We start from the raw sequence: 16,865 nt of genomic DNA, 5'->3' as shown, positions 1-16,865 counted from the left end.
GCGGCGACTCGCCCTCAGCGTCGTCGGAGCAGCGTGAGGAACATCGCGTCAGTACCGTGCCGATGCGGCCAAAGCTGAGCGCGGCCAGAACCGTCGCTCGGGACCGGAAGATCAAGGGGTTCGCGCGCCACCGCGTTGAGCGCAGCACGCGCATCGAGTTCCTCGATCTTGTCGGCCCAGTCACGGCGAACATCAGCCATCACGCCGACAGTCTCCGCAAGATGCGGTGAACATGTCACGTAGGCGAGAATCCCACCCGGCGCGAGCGCGCGAAGCCCGGCATCCACGAGATCACGTTGCACGTCGACGAGGTCTGCGACGTCACTCGATGACTTTCGCCACCGTGCTTCAGGTCGGCGACGCAGAGCGCCGAGACCCGTGCACGGAGCATCCACGAGAACGCGGTCGTACTCTCCGGCGTGTTCGGTCGCGAAAGCGCGCCCGTCTTCTTCTGCAACGTTCACGTCGAGTGGGACTGCGACGACGGCACGGCGCACCAGGCCTGCCCGTGCGGGAATGACCTCATTGGCGTCGATCGTCGCTCCGTGAGAAACAGCTTCTGCCGCAAGAATCGCTGTCTTCCCACCGGGGCCAGCACACAGATCGAGCCACCGTTCGTCGGCGCCGACGGGAGTCACGCGCGTGAGCGCAAGGGCGACAAGCTGCGACCCTTCGTCTTGCACGCGAAGACCGCCACCAGAACCAGTGACCACAGCATCCGGATCGCCGCCACCCAGCTGAAAGCCGATGGGAGAATATCGCGTCGCGGTCTTTCCCTGGGGTGCATCCGCGACACCCGGAAGAGCCGCCATCGTCACCCCAGGGGCCTCGTTGTCGGCAAGCAGCAGAGCATCGAGTTCATCTGCACGTCCTTCCGCGGCCAGCGCTCTCCGGAAAGCGCGCACGATCCAGACCGGATGCGAGCGAGTCACACCAATGCGTTCATCCTCGGACCGCGCGGCATCCGAGACACGAGCAGCCCACTCCCCCGGAGTATCAAGAGAAATGCGACGGAGCACGGCGTTCGCGAACCCGGCAGCAGAAGCTCCGCCCTCGCGGCGAACGAGACTGACTGATTCGTTGACAGCTGCATGTGACGCGATTCGTGTCGATAGAAGTTGATGCACTCCTAGCCGCAAGGCGTCAAGAACCGGAGGGTCGATGAGAGACACCTCGCGGTTCGCGGCAAGAGCGATCATCGCGTCATAAGTACCCTGCTTTCGGAGCGTTCCATAGGTGAGCTCAGTGGCAAGAGCTGCATCAGCCGTGTCGAGCCCGGCACGCGCAATGAGAGTTGGCAGCAATAGGTTCGCGTAAGCATCCGACTCGGAGACGGCCCTTATCGTGTCGTAGGCCACTGTGCGCGCAGATGCAGTTCGTGTCGGCGGAGTGTGCGAGTTTCGCGAGCGTCTCAAGAGTCTGTCCTCAGTTCGTCGGTGCGAAGTCCCCGCCACCAGTCAGTTGCATTCATCGCAGCTTTTCCCGCGGGCTGGACGCGCGTAAGAACGATGGGTTCCGTCGCTGTTCCGACCGAGACATCACCCTCAATAGAACGCATGACCCCCGGCTGCAACAGCGAGTGGCTTTCTGCGCGATGCGCAGCAAGAATTTTCAGTCGCGAGCCGGCAATAAGCGTGAAAGCGCCAGGTTCGGGGGTCACACCACGCACTCTGTTCAGCACGGCATCCTGTCCGTCGTTCCAGCGAATGCGCGCGTCGTCGAGAGAAATTTTAGGCGCAAGGGTCACTTCGCCCTTTTGCGGTTTGGCCGTGGTGCGCTCTTCGCCGAGTGCATTCACTACGTCGACGAGTACCGCAGCTCCCTCGATCGCGAGGGCATCGAGCAGTGTTCCCGCCGTTGCGAGTGGGGGCACCACCATCTCAGACGCTGCCAAAATATCGCCGGCGTCGAGCGCGGGCACAAGGTGGAATACCGTCACTCCTGTCGTAATATCCCCGGCAATAAGCGAGTGCTGCACAGGTGCTGCTCCGCGCCACCTCGGCAACAGCGAAAAGTGGAGATTGATCCAACCCAACCGGGGAGTCGACAGCAAAGGCTCGCGGACGAGGCCACCATAGGCCACGATTACTCCGAGATCTGGCTGCAGCGCAGCAATTCGAGCTGTCGCATCGTCGTCGAGCTTCGCAGCTTTAATAGTCGGGATGCCGTGAGCATCTGCGGCGCTTCCTACCGGCGAGGGCGTCACAACGCGCTTGCGGCCAAGCGCTGCGTCCGGTCGGGTGACGACAGCAGCGATTTCGTGGCGGCTCGCAATAAGTGCCTCAAGTGAGGGCACGGCGGGAGCGGGTGTGCCCGCGAAGACGATTCGCATCGGATTCCTTACAGTTGCAGATCGGGCACGTCGACCCGAACTTTGAGTGTATTCCGGACCCGTGGAGCGCGAGGTCCCCGTGGCTTCCGAGCGCGCATCGCGGCAGCGATGACGGCGGCGCGAAGAGCGGCGGTGACCGCCGAACCAAGGTTGTAGTCGAATCGCACCAGCGCACGAACCCGAGGACCATCTTCGCTCTCAATCGGAACCGGCCCGAGAACGGCGGGAGAGTCGACAGCGGGTACCGTGTCGTGGAGTGATTGAAGAGCATCCGTCACCGCGGCAAGCTCGCCCTCGAGACTCGCAACCCGCACTGTCGGCGGCATTCGCAGGGGGCCGCGGTCTTCGAGTTCTGCGCGTGCGTACGCAGGCTGTGTCCATGTCGCGAGCGCGCGAGCAACTGGCCCGACCACGCCCACGAGATGCACAGATGCTCCGGGAGCCGCGAGCGCGGCAGCGTTGGACCACCACCGCAATGCGGACTCGCCGATACGAAGATCCTCGGCCAGCAGCATCCGCTCTCCGTCGAGGAGAAGGATGGCGCGGTATCCGCCCGCAGCAATTGGTTCTGCGCCACGAGTGGCTATGACAAGTGCCGGGCGATCATCGAGGTGAGTGACGGGGTGTTCGCCGTCGGCAACAACTACGCGCACACCAGGAAAGGCGCGCCCGAGTTCATCGGCTGTGCGTTCGCTTCCGGCGGAGGCCATGCGAAGACGATCGGAGTCGCAATTTGCACACGTCCAATTGTTGGCGGTGCGTCCGCACCAGGTGCATTCCGGTGCGGCTTTCGGACGCCGTGCATGTAAGGGTCCCGCGCAGTGACGACAACGGGCCGGTTTGCGGCAATCACTGCACACAAGCGTGGGCGCATACCCCGGCCGCGAAACCTGCACGAGTACCGGACCAAGCGCCAGAGCTTCGCGCGCAGCGCGGTAAGCCGAAGAAGGAATTCGTGCACCACGGCCGTCGCCGTCGTTCGCAGCGGCGAGCACGACTCGCGGCGACTGGCGACGCCGTGCTGCAATTTCTCTTACCCATCCGACCGCGACCAGCCGTTCGACATCGGACGTTCGCGTGTGGCCGATGAAAAGCAGCGCGCTTCCCTCAATTTCTTGTCGGAGTAGCGCGGCGTCCCGCGCATGCACTCCAGGACTCAGAGGTTCGGAAAGCAGCGGATCACCGTCGTCCCAGATGATCACGAGCCCCGTGCGCGCAGCAGGTGAATAGACAGTTGATCTGGTGCCGACAACGACACAGGGTGCTTTTGCTAGCACCCGAAGGTAAGCGGCGTACCGTGCGGGACCAGACTGTGCCGCGTCATCCCGGACGATTGCGTCGGCTGGCAAGAAGTCAGCGAGGGCTGCCGTCACTTGCGCGCGGTCACGATGATCGGGCACGACGATTATTGCGCTGCGGCCCGTAGCAAGCGTTACTGCCGCACTCGCAGCAATGACATGAGCCCATGCACCAACATGAGCGCCGTCGTTTGTAGAGGTAAGGCGCGGCGGCGCATCGATCGCAAGCCGGTTTCCTTCCGAGATTGCGGCTGTCGCGCCAGGGAACTCATCGAGAACGGCGCGGGCGCGACCTATCGCGTCGAGATCACACTGCGGGAAAGCCGGTGGGTCCGCCGCAAGCCACGCCTTCTCTGCGCGCACCATTCGCTTCGGTACCGCGACACGGAGAACGTCGCTTGCGGAACCCGCCGCGCGGTCTGCAGCTCGTCGTGCCAGCGTGTACAACGTGTTCGGCAGCACAGCGATGGGGGAAACTACTTCTTCGAGCTCCGATAGCGGACGATCGGAATCACTGCTCTCATCGACCTCGACGATGTAGCCGTCGATCATGCGTCCAGCAGATCTCAGCGGCACGCGAACTCGCACGCCGGGAATGGCTGCTTCGGCGAGTGAATCGGGTATCTCGTAGTCGAAAAGTCGATCTAACTGTGGCACCGGGGAATCGAGCAGAACGCGTGCGACGCGTCGCCGACTCATGTCACATTCCGGCGGCGCTTCGGAGCGCCTCGACCTTGTCGAGCCGTTCCCACGTGAAATCGGGATTCTCGCGCCCGAAGTGACCATAGGCGGCCGTCTGAGCGTAGATCGGTCGCAGAAGATCGAGCTGGTCGATGATCGCTTTGGGTCGGAGATCAAAAACGTCTCGGATGGCTGAAGTGATGACATCATCAGAAACTGCGCCGGTACCGAATGTCTCGACGTAGAGACCTACGGGCTTTGCCTTGCCGATCGCATACGCCACCTGGACTTCCAGGCGCTCGGCCATGCCCGCAGCAACAGCGTTCTTTGCGACCCAGCGCATGGCGTACGCTGCCGAACGGTCGACCTTCGAGGGGTCTTTGCCGCTGAACGCGCCGCCGCCGTGGCGAGCCGCTCCACCATAAGTGTCAATGATGATTTTTCGTCCAGTGAGGCCAGCGTCGCCCTTGGGGCCGCCGATCACGAAGGGTCCTGCCGGGTTGATGAAGTATTTGAGACCGGGGCGGTCGAGCCCGGTTGCATCGAGCACGGGGTCAATCACCTCAGCTTGAACGGCAGCTCGCAAGTCATCTTGTGAGATGTCGGGGTGATGCTGAGTCGAGAGGACTACAGAGTCGATCGTGCGAGGAACGTGACCTTCGTAGCCGAGGGTAACCTGCGTTTTTCCATCGGGTCGAAGGAAAGGAAGCACGCCGGAGCGACGCACGTCCGCGAGCCTTTCAGCGATTCTGTGAGCGGTCCACGCTGCCATCGGCATGTACTGGGGTGTCTCGTTCGTTGCGTACCCGAACATGATTCCCTGGTCACCAGCGCCTTGCTCATCGCGCGGGTCTGCCGAGCCACCTTCGCGCCGTTCGAAAGCCTTGTCGACACCAGCGGCGATATCAGAAGACTGCGCACCGATCGATACGCTCACTCCGCAAGACTCTCCATCGAAGCCGGTGTCGCTCGATGTGTAGCCGATCCGGTTGACGACGCTTCGAACGATCGCAGGAATCTCTACATAGGCACTGGTCGATACCTCGCCAGCGACATGTACGAGACCCGTTGTGACGAGCGTCTCAACCGCGACGCGACCCTGGGGGTCGTCGGTCAGAATCGCATCGAGGATGCTGTCTGAGATCTGGTCGCAGATCTTATCGGGGTGTCCCTCTGTTACAGATTCGGAGGTGAAGAGGCGCAGACCGGTCAAACGAAGCTCCCGTGGCGTGGCTATGTGATGAGGCCAAATGGCGTCGAGGTGTTCCGAGTGTGCCTCAGGCCCCGGACATTGGTGTCCCGGGGCCTGAGGTGAGGCAGCTCACTCGGAGGCTGCCGCAAAATTACTCTGCGTGACGGAGGCGAAGCTTGTCTTCGTGAATCTCGTGAAGCGCAATTGTCAGCGGCTTGTCTTCGACTGAAGAGTCGACAAGCGGGCCGACATTATCAAAGAGATTTCCCTCGTGAAGGTCGGAGTAGTAGTCGTTGATCTGGCGCGCCCGCTTGGATGCGTAAATCACCAACTGGTACTTCGAGTCGACCTTTTCGAGAAGGCTGTCGATGGGCGGCTCGATAATGCCCTGGTTCATTCCGGCCATGGCGGAACCTCCTGGTTCGGATGTTGGCGGTGAGATGACGGAATCAGTCGCGCGCGTAAGCGGCGGACGATACCTTCTGTAATTCTACGACGTCGGTGGCCGAAGCGGGGACGTTCTCGTCATATCCATCTTCGGAGCAGGTACTTTTGTGCGCCGCTCAACACGGCGTTGCTCAGGGTACCGAGAATCGCGAGCAAGACTATCGCGAGCAAGATCTGGTCCACTCGACCGGTTGACTGCGCCAGTGTGAGGAGAAATCCCAGACCCATCGCAGCCGCCAGCAGTTCGGCCGCGACAAGAAAGAGCCACGACTGAGCCATTGCGAGGCGCAGTCCCGACATGATCGATGGCACGACAGCGGGCAACTGCACGGTGCGAAAGAGTGCAAACCCGCGCAGGCTGAATGAGCGAGCCATCTCGACCGACTGCGGGTCAACCTGGCGAAGCGCGCCGCTCACGGTGGTGAAGACCGGAAAGAATGCACCGATCGCGATGAGAGTGACCTTGGAATCTTCGCCGATGCCCATCCACAGCAAGAGCAGCGGAACCAACGCGAGCGAGGGCACGGCGCGGAGGGCGGCGAATATCGGCGTGAGCAGGATGTCTCCAACTCGTGTCAGTCCGACCAGTGCGGCGAAGATGAGCCCGACAGTAGATCCGATTGTAAATCCGAGGAGTACCCGCTGCACCGAGATCGCGACATGAAACCAGAGCTCGCCGCTCTCAGAGAGTTGAATCGCAGCGTCCACAACCGCAGCGGGTGCTGGCAGACGGTAGGACGGAATAAGCCCCGTCGCGGTTACTGCCTGCCATACACCGAGTATCGCGATCGGTATGAGGAGTCCGCCGATGACGCGAGCGAGACGCCGGGGGAAGAACCAATGCGGCGTAGCGAGAGCACCGTGGCCGGGCGGGTCAACCGAGTTATGCGCGTCATCCGTTGACACTCCGCTGAGCGTTCTCATTGGGTTTCTGTCGCCTTCTGAGCGAAGGTGGCGTTCACGATGCTGTCGAGCGCTTGGGATACCGCCGGTTCGCCGCCCTGAACCGCATTAGACGATACAAGTACTGGCGCGATCTTCTCGAGCACACCGAGCTGCGCGTCACCGGGGATGCCGCTCACATCAAGGTTCGAACGCTCTTGAATGACTGTCTTCGCAACGGCCGAGTCGATTCCCGCTACGTCTGCGAGCAGCGCTGCGGTTTCGTCAGGATGCTCGAGCGACCAGCTGCGGGCCTGTTCATAGGCATCAACGACAACTTGCGTCACATCTGGATGAGCTGTGATGAAATCCTCGGTCGCGTTGAGGAAGCCGTAGGAATTGAAATCGACGTTTCGGTAAATCAATGTGTCGCTGGATTCAACCTCGGCGGCAGCCATGATCGGATCAAGCCCCGCCCATGCATCCACAGAGCCGGCGTCGAGTGCAGCCCGGCCATCAGCATGCTGAAGGTTCTGTACCTCGATGTCGTCGACTGTCATCCCGTCGGTTTCGAGCGCCTGCAGCAGGAAGAAGTAGGGGTCCGTGCCAGCGGTAGCCGCGACGGCTTTTCCCTTCAGATCGGTGATCGACGTGATACCGCTGCCTTCGGGCACAACAAGCGCTGACCACTCGGGTTGTGAATAGATGTCGATAACCTGGATCGGCGACCCGTTAGCGCGGGCGAGAAGAGCGGCGGAACCAGCTGTGGAGCCGATGTCTATGGATCCGGAGCGCAACAGTTCGTTGGCTTTATTCGAACCAGCCGACTGAACCCATTCAACAGTCACGCTGTCACCGAGGGTTTCTTCTAGGAGACCCTGGTCCTTGATGATGAGGCTCAGCGGGTTGTATGTCGCGAAGTCGATTGAGAGCGTATCTGTCGACCAATCAGTGGCACCGCCTGTGCCATCGACAGATGCCTCGGCGTTTTCCCCAGCGACGCAACCGGTCGCGGCGAGCATCATCGCGGCCGACAGAATGATCGCAGGAACTGTGCGGCGGATGATGGTGCTCATCGAATCTCCTTGGAGTGGTGGTGGTGATGGGTGTCGACGCCAAGTCCTTGCAGGAGCTCGGCACGCAACTCGGTGAAAGATTTGTCGGCGCGATCTCGCGGGCGCTCGCCGGGTATGACGATCGTGCGAGCTATCGAACTCGCCGAGGGGTCGGAGCCCACGGGCCGAAGGAGCACTACGCGATCCGCGAGGAACAGTGCTTCCTCAACGTCGTGAGTTACCAAGACAACTGTTGTGGGCTGGGCGGCATGAACATCAAGCAGCAGATCCTGCATGCGAAGGCGCGTCAGCGCGTCGAGCGCGCCAAAAGGCTCGTCGAGAAGTAGCACTTCGGGGTCGCGGGCGAGAGCGCGAGCAAGGGACGCTCGCCCTGCCATGCCGCCAGAAACCTCGCGAGGCTTTTGGTCTGCGGCGTGCGTCAGGCCGACGAGCTCTAGCAGTGTCTTCACTCGTCTGCCGGCGGATCGCGCACTGCGCGGAAGTCCGATGGCTACGTTCTGGGCGAGTGTGCGCCAGGCGAGCAAACGAGGCTCTTGGAAGGCCATCGCGGTGCGTGCATCGGTATCTGCCACGGCTGTCCCATCAACTCGGACGAAGCCGCCCGAGGGACGATCTATACCCCCGAGTATGCGCAGCAGCGTCGACTTTCCACACCCTGACGGTCCGACGATCGCGATGATTTCACCGGCGCGGATCGCTATATCAACGTTCCGCAATACCTCGCGCTGACCATGCGATGTCGCGAAGGTCCGCGACACGTCGGTGAGTACGACGTGAGCGTCAGGAACAGCAACCAGTGGATGCTGACGTGAAAGAGAATCGACGGCGATTGCGGGCACGAGATGATTGTTTCGGCCCTGGGTGCGAACCCGAAGTCCGCCGTAACATCGCGTTATCCAGAGAGTGCGATGAGCTTCACTGCGGTAGCACCTCAGTCTCGCGCGAGTGCCGCAATCTCTCCAGCAGCCGACGCGACATCGTCGTTCACAACCAGGTAATCGAACTCGGTTTGAGCTGCCAATTCTGCTTTCGCGGTGCGGAGGCGTCGCGCTCGTTCCTCGGTATCTTCAGTACCGCGACCCACGAGCCGATTAACGAGTTCATCCCAACTCGGCGGCAAAAGAAACACAAGCGTCGCTGACTCCTCGGCATCTCGCACCTGTCGTGCGCCTTGAAGGTCAATCTCAAGCAAAACTGTCTTACCCTCGCTCAGAGCGTGCTCGATGGGTTTGCGAGGTGTGCCGTAGCGGAACCGATTGTGAACTGTTGCGTATTCGAGCAGCTCTCCTGACGCGATAAGACGATCAAACTCGGGGTCGTCGACAAAGAAATAGTGTTCGCCCTCGGTCTCGCCGGGACGAGGTTTGCGGGTGGTCGCTGACACCGAAAGGTGAATCTCGGGGTGCGTAGCTTTGATGTGAGCCGCGACAGTTCCCTTACCTACAGCCGTGGGTCCTGCAAGAACCAGCAGAGAACTGCGGCCAGCGCGCGGCTCGACCGAGGGGAAACGTGTCTCTAACCACTCACTGAGGCTCGCTCGTTGGCGTGAGCCGAGCCCACCGAGGCGTTTCACAGGAGAAATCTCGAGGTCCTCAAGTATTCGGTCGCGTTTACCGCTGCCGATCGCGGGTAGTGCGGTTAAGAAGTCGGTCACGCGCAACGTGCCGGACGCTGAAGTCTGGTCTGCGAACGCTCGCGCGAGAACTTCGCTCGGCGTCACGACACGCGTTGAAATGTCCCGTTTCAAACTGGCTCGAGCTTGGCGGGCAGCGACTGCTTTGCGGGATGCTGCAACCCGGTCAACCTCAGGCGGAGTTTGTTTTTGACTCATGACCGCTCCCCCCGCAACTCTGCAGTGCGTGCTTCGATGCGACTGACTATTTCATTCGGGCCGCCTGAAACGATGCCGCGACTTTCGCTGGCGAGCACGACGGGGCTGAGCTCGGCGAAAATGTCGTCAATTTCGCTGAGCTTCGCGCCCTGAGCACCAAATCCCGGAGCGAGCACCGGTGCGATAGGCGCGATCGCGCCGCCAATTCCGAAGCGCACGCGATTAACGGTTGCGCCGATGACAACACCGATGCTCCCCCACGTATCTGGGGCTGATGTCCGCGAATTGAATTCCCAGACGTCGTCAAGAACGCGAGACGCGAGGCTCTCAGCATCGGAGAATGCGGCGCCTTGCACATCGCGCGCCTCGGGGTTGCTCGTTGCCGCGAGCACGAAGAGTCCCTTGCCATGCTCGAGCGCAAACGTCATCGATTCAGTTAATGCTCCGACCCCGAGGTAGGGGCTGACAGTGAGGGCATCAGCTTCGAGCGGCGAGCCGGGCGTCAACCACGCCTCGGCGTATGCAGCCATTGTCGAACCAATGTCTCCTCGTTTTGCGTCGGCAATCACGAGGAGCCCTGCGTCGCGGGCGCTTGCCAGCACTTCTTCCAGTGCCAGGTAGCCGGTAGCACCGAAGCGTTCGAAGAAAGCTACTTGCGGCTTGACGACGCTCACTCGACCGGCGGCAGCATCGATGACTCGCATCGAGAACTCACGTGCACCTTCAGCGCTTGCTGCGAGCCCCCAGTTGCTCAAAACCGATTCGTGCGGATCGATACCGACGCAAAGCCGGCCGCGTTCAGCGACGGCCGATTGCAGACGCGAGCCGAATGACTTCGTAGGCGTCACAGCGCTGCCCGATCGGCCGCATACTCCTGCAAGCTCCGCACGTCGAAGCCGGAAGTCATCGCGTCCATAGCCGCAACCGCCGCGCCGAGCGTCGATATCGTCGTAAACAGCGCCTTGTCGGCCGCCACCGCAGCGGCACGAATCTCGTAGCCATCGGCTCGTGCCGACATCCCACTCGGCGTGTTGATGATGATGTCGACCTTGCCATCGTTAATCAAATCAACGATGTTGGTCTCACCTGATTCTTGAGTCGCGCTGTACTTGTTGACGGTTTCGACACGGATGCCGTTGCGGCCGAGAATCTCGGCAGTGCCCTCTGTCGCGATGAGCGTGAAACCGAGCTGTTGTAGCCGGTGAGCGGGGAGAATCACCGCGCGCTTGTCGCTGTCTGACACGGAGATGAAAACGGTGCCCGAGAGCGGAATGCCACCGTAGGCCGCATCCTGGCTCTTTGCGAACGCCGTCGGGAAATCGCGGTCGATCCCCATGACTTCACCGGTCGATCTCATCTCGGGTCCGAGGATGGAGTCGACTGTCTGGCCATCTTTTGTGCGGAAACGCTTGAAGGGCAGTACCGCTTCTTTCACCGCTACCGGCGCACCCAGCGGTACACGCGAGCCGTCGACCTCGGGAATCATCCCCTCGGCGATCAGATCTCTGACCGTCGCGCCGACCATGATGCGTGATGCAGCTTTTGCGAGCGGGAATCCAAGTGCTTTGGAAACGAAGGGCACAGTGCGGCTTGCGCGGGGATTCGCCTCGATGACGTAGAGAACGCTCGCGCTGATGGCAAACTGCACGTTCAGGAGACCGAGCACACCGATGCCCTTCGCGATCGCTTCTGTCGCCGCGCGCACCCGGTCGATGTCGGATCGTCCGAGTGAAACAGGCGGCAGGGTGCAGCTTGAGTCACCCGAGTGGATGCCCGCCTCTTCGAGGTGTTCCATGACGCCACCGATGTAGAGCTCGTTGCCGTCGTAGAGCGCGTCGACATCGATCTCGATCGCGTCGTCGAGAAAACGGTCAACCAACAGCGGCATTCCGGGTCCGATGATTGCTTGATCGGCAACGCGCACGAAGTAGTCGCGGAGACTGACGGTGTCGTAGACGATCTCCATTCCGCGCCCGCCGAGGACGAAGCTCGGTCGCACGAGAACCGGGTAGCCGATCTTCTCGGCAATCGTGACAGCACCCTCGACGTCGATAGCGGTACCGTTTCGCGGCGCCACGAGACCAGCGCGGTCAAGAAGTTGCGAGAAGAGTTCTCGCTCCTCTGCCAGGTCAATTGCGGCGGGGCTGGTTCCGAGGATGTTGTAGCCCGCGTCTTCAATGCCCTTGGCAAGCCCCAGCGGTGTCTGTCCACCAAGCTGGCAGATCACGCCGAGAATCGTGCCCGATGCGGCCTCTGCATGTAGCACTTCAAGCACATCTTCGAGCGTCAGTGGCTCGAAGTACAGACGATCGGAGGTGTCGTAGTCGGTCGATACCGTCTCAGGGTTGCAGTTGACCATGATGGTTTCGTAGCCCGCATCAGATAACGCAAACGAGGCATGCACGCAGGAGTAGTCGAATTCCACACCCTGCCCGATTCGGTTCGGGCCAGATCCGATGATGACGACCTTGGTTCGCTCAGACGGAGCGACCTCGGTTTCCGAGTCATAGCTCGAGTAGTGATAGGGCGTGAGAGCGGGGAATTCTCCGGCGCAGGTGTCGACCGTCTTGTAGACCGGACGCACGCCGAGCGCGTAACGGATGCCACGCACCTCTGCCTCAGTTGTGCCACGAAGTGACGCCATCTGGACGTCGCTGAATCCGTGATCTTTCGCAACGCGAATAGTCTCGGCATCCAGTTCTGGGGCAGACGCGATGAATTCAGCGACCTCGTTGATCAACACCATCTGATCGAGGAACCACGGATCGATGCCCGTTGCGTCGAACAGTTGAGCAACTGTGGCGCCCTTCCGGAGAGCCTGCTGCACGAAGATGATGCGGCCGTCGGTAGGCGTCTTCGCAATTTCCATCAGCTCTTCGGCTGAGCGAGACTCCTCGTCCCAGTGGAAACTTGACCCACGCTTTTCGAGCGAACGCAGCGCCTTCTGGAGTGCTGTCGCATAGTTGCGACCGATCGCCATCGCCTCCCCCACAGACTTCATCGTGGTCGTAAGCGTTGTGTCGGCCGCCGGGAACTTCTCGAAGTTGAAGCGAGGTACCTTGACGACGACATAATCGAGCGTCGGCTCGAAGCTCGCCGGAGTGACCTTCGTGATGTCGTTCGGGATTTCGTCGAGGCGATAACCGATGGCCAGTTTTGCTGCGATCTTTGCGATCGGGAAGCCGGTCGCTTTCGAGGCCAGAGCCGATGAACGCGATACTCGCGGGTTCATCTCGATGACAATAATGCGACCGGTTGCTGGGTCGATGGCGAACTGAATGTTGCAGCCGCCGGTGTCGACGCCCACAAGGCGGATGATGTCGATGCCGATGTCGCGAAGCTTCTGGTACTCGTTATCGGTGAGCGTGAGCGCCGGGGCAACGGTGATCGAGTCGCCCGTGTGCACGCCCACTGGGTCGACGTTTTCGATGGAACACACGACGACTGTGTTGTCGGCGGTGTCGCGCATGAGCTCGAGTTCGTACTCTTTCCAGCCGAGGATCGACTCTTCGAGCAGTACTTCGTGTGACGGCGAATCACGAAGGCCCGCACCGGCGATGCGGCGCAGATCTTTTTCGTTGTAGGCAAACCCTGAACCGAGCCCACCCATGGTGAAGCTCGGGCGCACGACGAGCGGGTAACCGAGCTCTTCGGCTCCGGCGATAATCTCATCCATTGTGCTGCAGATACGTGACGCGGCGACGTCGGCGCCAGCGTCGATGACGAGCTGCTTGAAAATCTGGCGATCTTCACCCTTGTTGATGGCTTCGACCTTTGCCCCGATGAGCTCGACACCGTACTTTTCGAGGATGCCGGCCTTGTCGAGGGCGAGCGCTGCGTTGAGCGCCGTTTGCCCACCGAGCGTCGGCAGGATCGCGTCGGGGCGCTCCTTGGCAATGATGGTCTCGATGACGGCTGAGCTGATGGGCTCGATATAGGTCGCGTCAGCGAAGTCTGGATCAGTCATGATCGTCGCAGGGTTCGAGTTCACGAGGATGACGCGTACGCCCTCTTCGCGAAGCACTCGGCAAGCCTGTGTACCCGAGTAGTCAAATTCGCAGGCTTGACCGATGACGATCGGCCCGGAGCCGATAACGAGAACGGAGCGGATGTCGTCGCGCTTAGGCATTCGCATCTTTCTTTGTTGCAGCGGCAAGATGGTCAGTCACCATGTCGCGGAAGCGGTCAAATAGGTAGTTGGCGTCGTGTGGTCCGCCGGCAGCTTCTGGGTGATATTGCACACTGAAAGCTGGGATATCAAGGGCCCGCAGCCCCTCCACGACGTTGTCGTTGAGGCCGATGTGGCTCACCTCGACGCGGCCGTAGCCGCTCGGGCTTTCCACCACACCTTCGATCGGTGCATCGACAGCGAAGCCGTGGTTATGCGCCGTAATTTCCACACGACCCGTTGTTTTGTCGAGTACGGGCTGGTTGATGCCCCGGTGCCCGAAGGGCAGCTTGTAGGTGCCGAACCCGAGTGCGCGACCGAGGAGCTGATTTCCGAAGCAGATACCAAAGAACGGAAGCTTCGCATCTAGCACTGCACGCAGCAGCGAGACGTGATCCTCGGATGCCGCGGGATCCCCCGGACCGTTGGAGTAGAACACTGCAACCGGGTTGATGCGACGAATCTCATCGATCGTTGTCGACTGCGGCAGCACGTGAACGTCGAACCCGCGCGCTGCAAGGTTCACGATCGTCGCCTGCTTGATACCGAGGTCGATTACCGCGACCGAACCGACGAGCTCTGACGTTGCCGGAGTCACTTCGGCCGATGCGACCGACACCTCACTGGAGAGGTTTAGCCCAGACATTTCTGGTGCCTCCTGCACGATGCGAAGCTGCTCAGTCGAGTCGATGTTCAGGGACTCGCCGGAGAAGATCCCGCCACGCATGCTGCCCGCCGAACGGATGTGCCGCGTGATAGCGCGGGTGTCGACGCCACTGATTCCCACAATGCCGTCTGCAACCAGGGCGTCGTCGAGCGACATTTCACTCCGCCAATTCGACACGACCCGCGATGGGTCCCGCACGATGTAGCCAGATACCCAGATCTGTCTCGACTCGCGATCTTCGGAGTTCATCCCGGTGTTTCCGATGTGCGGCGCTGTCTGCAAAACAATCTGGCCAGCGTAAGACGGGTCAGTCAGCGTTTCCTGGTAGCCAGTCATACCGGTGGAGAAGACAACCTCGCCAAGCGTGGTTCCGGCGGCGCCGAAGCGACGGCCTGGCAACCGCGTGCCGTCTTCGAGCACGAGAACGGCTGGTTCCCGTGACCAGGATGCTGATAGTGCTGAGGTCATGCTTCGTCTCCTGTTGACGTCTTCGCGGAATTCTGAGTATCGGAAATCAAAGCCTCGAGTGCGGCTGCGAGTGCTCGAGATGATGTTTCCTGGGGTCGGAAATATGAGTCGACGGTGGTTTCGTCCTCGAGTCGCCAGACGAGTCGTGTGAGACCGTCACGTTCGACGACTCGGTCGATCGTGACGGTGGCTTGACGTGCTTCGATGATGCGTTCGCGCGGAATGAAGATTCGCTCTTCTCCCGCGAGGTCGAGGGCTACACCAGTGTCGAAAACCACGAGAGTGATCGCGGCGCGAAAACTAAGTCCCTTTATCGCGAGTCGCTCAAGCGCAACCGAATGAGCCGTAGTAGCGACGTAGAGGCCAGGAAAAGTTGCAACCAATCGGGATCCCTGAGGTGCGTCACCAAAAGGTGCGATCAGTCCAGAATCCCGATTTTTTCTTCGCAACCACCCCCACACCATGAGGCCGACGAGCGCCACTGCGACGCCGAGCATCACGAGAAGTGCACCTTCGCGCGTCATGATGCCATCTCCGGAAGACCGCCCTCGCGAACGGTTGGACGACCCTGATGGAACGTCCAGAGCACCCGTCCCGGCAGTGTTCTGCCAAGGTACGGCGAGTTCGTGCTTCGACCTTTGAGGTCGCCGCGTGTGAACTCAGCGTTTTGTGCCGGGTCATAGAGCGTGAGCTCGGCCGGCTCGCCCGCGGCTAGCGGCATGCCTTGCCCAGACAGCTGGCCGATCTTCGCGGGCGTTCGGCTCATGACACGGGCGATGTCTGCCCACGTGAGCATGCCGGTGTCGACCATCGCCTGTTGCACAACGCGAACGGCGCTTTCGAGTCCGACCATGCCGTTCGCGGCCGCTGGCCACTCGCAAGCTTTAGCTTCGGCGGGGTGAGGTGCGTGATCGGTGGCGACGATGTCGATCGTGCCGTCTGCGAGTCCTTCGCGCACCGCTTGCACGTCTTCGTCCCGGCGAAGCGGCGGGTTCACCTTAAAACGAGCGTCGTACCCACGCACGAGTTCGTCAGTAAGCAGCAGGTGGTGGGGAGTCACCTCTGCGGTCACCGAAATTCCACGCTTCTTCGCCCAGCGGATGATGTCGACAGAGCCCGCCGTGGATAGGTGGCATACGTGAAGGCGTGAACCCACGTGTTCGGCCAACAGCACATCCCGCGCAATGATCGATTCTTCAGCAACAGCGGGCCAACCGGTGAGGCCGAGTTCCGCTGACACCGCGCCTTCGTTCATTTGCGCGCCCTCTGTAAGCCGCGGGTCTTGCGCGTGTTGCGCCACCACACCATCAAACGCCTTCACATACTCAAGCGCGCGACGCATGATGAGCGGGTCCCACACGCAAAAGCCATCGTCGCTAAAGACGCGCACTCGAGCGCGAGACGTCGCCATCGCGCCAAGCTCAGCGAGGCGCTCACCCTTCTGTCCCACGGTGACGGCGCCGATGGGCTGAACCGTGACGTAGCCGGCGGCCTCACCCAGTGCGAGTTCTTGTTCAACGACGCCTGCAGTGTCTGCGACAGGTGAAGTGTTGGGCATCGCAAAGAGCGCCGTATACCCGCCGGCAGCACCCGCGCGTGATCCAGACAGAATCGTCTCGGATGCCTCGAATCCAGGCTCACGCAAGTGAGTGTGGAGGTCGACCAAACCTGGCAGGGCAATGAGCCCATCCGCATCGACAACCGTTGCGCCCTGGGCGCTGAGGCTCTTTCCGACGGCGGAAATGCGTCCGTCTGCGAGCAAGATGTCGGCTGTCGCGCCGCCCTCAATCTGCGCGCCGCGGAGGAGGAACTTCTCACTCATC

General features: G+C 61.2%; 14 protein-coding genes. All 14 read right to left on the bottom strand.

Going from position 1 to position 16,865, the window contains the following annotated elements; all coding sequences use genetic code 11:
* Positions 1-14: 14 nt before the first annotated feature.
* Positions 15-1,415 (bottom strand): RsmB/NOP family class I SAM-dependent RNA methyltransferase, encoded by a 1,401-nt coding sequence (locus tag FHS06_RS12470; protein ID WP_208388168.1) that lies wholly within the window; start codon positions 1,413-1,415, stop codon positions 15-17.
* A complete protein-coding gene (gene fmt, locus FHS06_RS12465; protein ID WP_167049738.1) occupies positions 1,412-2,332 on the bottom strand; it encodes a methionyl-tRNA formyltransferase in 921 nt (306 codons plus the stop codon). The genes FHS06_RS12470 and fmt overlap by 4 nt, the downstream gene beginning before the upstream one ends.
* 8 nt (positions 2,333-2,340) lie before the next feature.
* Positions 2,341-4,329 carry a primosomal protein N' family DNA-binding protein gene (locus FHS06_RS12460; RefSeq protein ID WP_167049736.1) on the bottom strand — a complete coding sequence of 663 codons (1,989 nt, stop codon included), beginning with the start codon at positions 4,327-4,329 and terminating at the stop codon, positions 2,341-2,343.
* 1 nt (position 4,330) lies between these two features.
* Positions 4,331-5,524 (bottom strand): methionine adenosyltransferase, encoded by a 1,194-nt coding sequence (gene metK / locus FHS06_RS12455; protein WP_167049734.1) that lies wholly within the window; start codon positions 5,522-5,524, stop codon positions 4,331-4,333.
* A gap of 130 nt (positions 5,525-5,654) precedes the next feature.
* Entirely contained in the window at positions 5,655-5,909 is a 255-nt protein-coding gene (gene rpoZ / locus FHS06_RS12450; protein ID WP_165138209.1) for a DNA-directed RNA polymerase subunit omega, read from the bottom strand.
* A 119-nt stretch (positions 5,910-6,028) separates the two neighbouring features.
* On the bottom strand, positions 6,029-6,874 hold the full coding sequence (locus FHS06_RS12445) for an ABC transporter permease (RefSeq protein WP_167049732.1): 846 nt from the start codon (positions 6,872-6,874) through the stop codon (positions 6,029-6,031).
* Positions 6,871-7,908 carry an aliphatic sulfonate ABC transporter substrate-binding protein gene (locus tag FHS06_RS12440; protein ID WP_167049730.1) on the bottom strand — a complete coding sequence of 346 codons (1,038 nt, stop codon included), beginning with the start codon at positions 7,906-7,908 and terminating at the stop codon, positions 6,871-6,873. Before FHS06_RS12440 ends, FHS06_RS12445 begins: the two co-directional genes overlap by 4 nt.
* A complete protein-coding gene (locus FHS06_RS12435) occupies positions 7,905-8,738 on the bottom strand; it encodes an ABC transporter ATP-binding protein (protein ID WP_167050344.1) in 834 nt (277 codons plus the stop codon). Before FHS06_RS12435 ends, FHS06_RS12440 begins: the two co-directional genes overlap by 4 nt.
* A gap of 101 nt (positions 8,739-8,839) precedes the next feature.
* On the bottom strand, positions 8,840-9,739 hold the full coding sequence (gene gmk / locus FHS06_RS12430) for a guanylate kinase (protein WP_167049728.1): 900 nt from the start codon (positions 9,737-9,739) through the stop codon (positions 8,840-8,842).
* Positions 9,736-10,587 carry an orotidine-5'-phosphate decarboxylase gene (gene pyrF, locus FHS06_RS12425; protein WP_167049726.1) on the bottom strand — a complete coding sequence of 284 codons (852 nt, stop codon included), beginning with the start codon at positions 10,585-10,587 and terminating at the stop codon, positions 9,736-9,738. The genes gmk and pyrF overlap by 4 nt, the downstream gene beginning before the upstream one ends.
* Positions 10,584-13,868 (bottom strand): carbamoyl-phosphate synthase large subunit, encoded by a 3,285-nt coding sequence (gene carB, locus FHS06_RS12420; protein WP_167049724.1) that lies wholly within the window; start codon positions 13,866-13,868, stop codon positions 10,584-10,586. Before carB ends, pyrF begins: the two co-directional genes overlap by 4 nt.
* On the bottom strand, positions 13,861-15,042 hold the full coding sequence (gene carA / locus FHS06_RS12415; protein WP_167049722.1) for a glutamine-hydrolyzing carbamoyl-phosphate synthase small subunit: 1,182 nt from the start codon (positions 15,040-15,042) through the stop codon (positions 13,861-13,863). The genes carB and carA overlap by 8 nt, the downstream gene beginning before the upstream one ends.
* The gene (locus tag FHS06_RS12410; protein WP_167049719.1) at positions 15,039-15,566 is read right to left on the bottom strand and encodes a PH-like domain-containing protein; all 528 of its coding nucleotides are present in this window, start codon (positions 15,564-15,566) and stop codon (positions 15,039-15,041) included. Before FHS06_RS12410 ends, carA begins: the two co-directional genes overlap by 4 nt.
* The gene (locus tag FHS06_RS12405) at positions 15,563-16,864 is read right to left on the bottom strand and encodes a dihydroorotase (protein ID WP_167049717.1); all 1,302 of its coding nucleotides are present in this window, start codon (positions 16,862-16,864) and stop codon (positions 15,563-15,565) included. Before FHS06_RS12405 ends, FHS06_RS12410 begins: the two co-directional genes overlap by 4 nt.
* Position 16,865: the final 1 nt, after the last annotated feature.

Origin of the sequence: Microbacterium halimionae (assembly GCF_011761265.1) — a bacterium.
Lineage (GTDB): Bacteria > Actinomycetota > Actinomycetes > Actinomycetales > Microbacteriaceae > Microbacterium > Microbacterium halimionae.
Note: the sequence above shows the minus strand (reverse complement) of the source record. Positions and strands in the feature narration are given on the sequence as shown.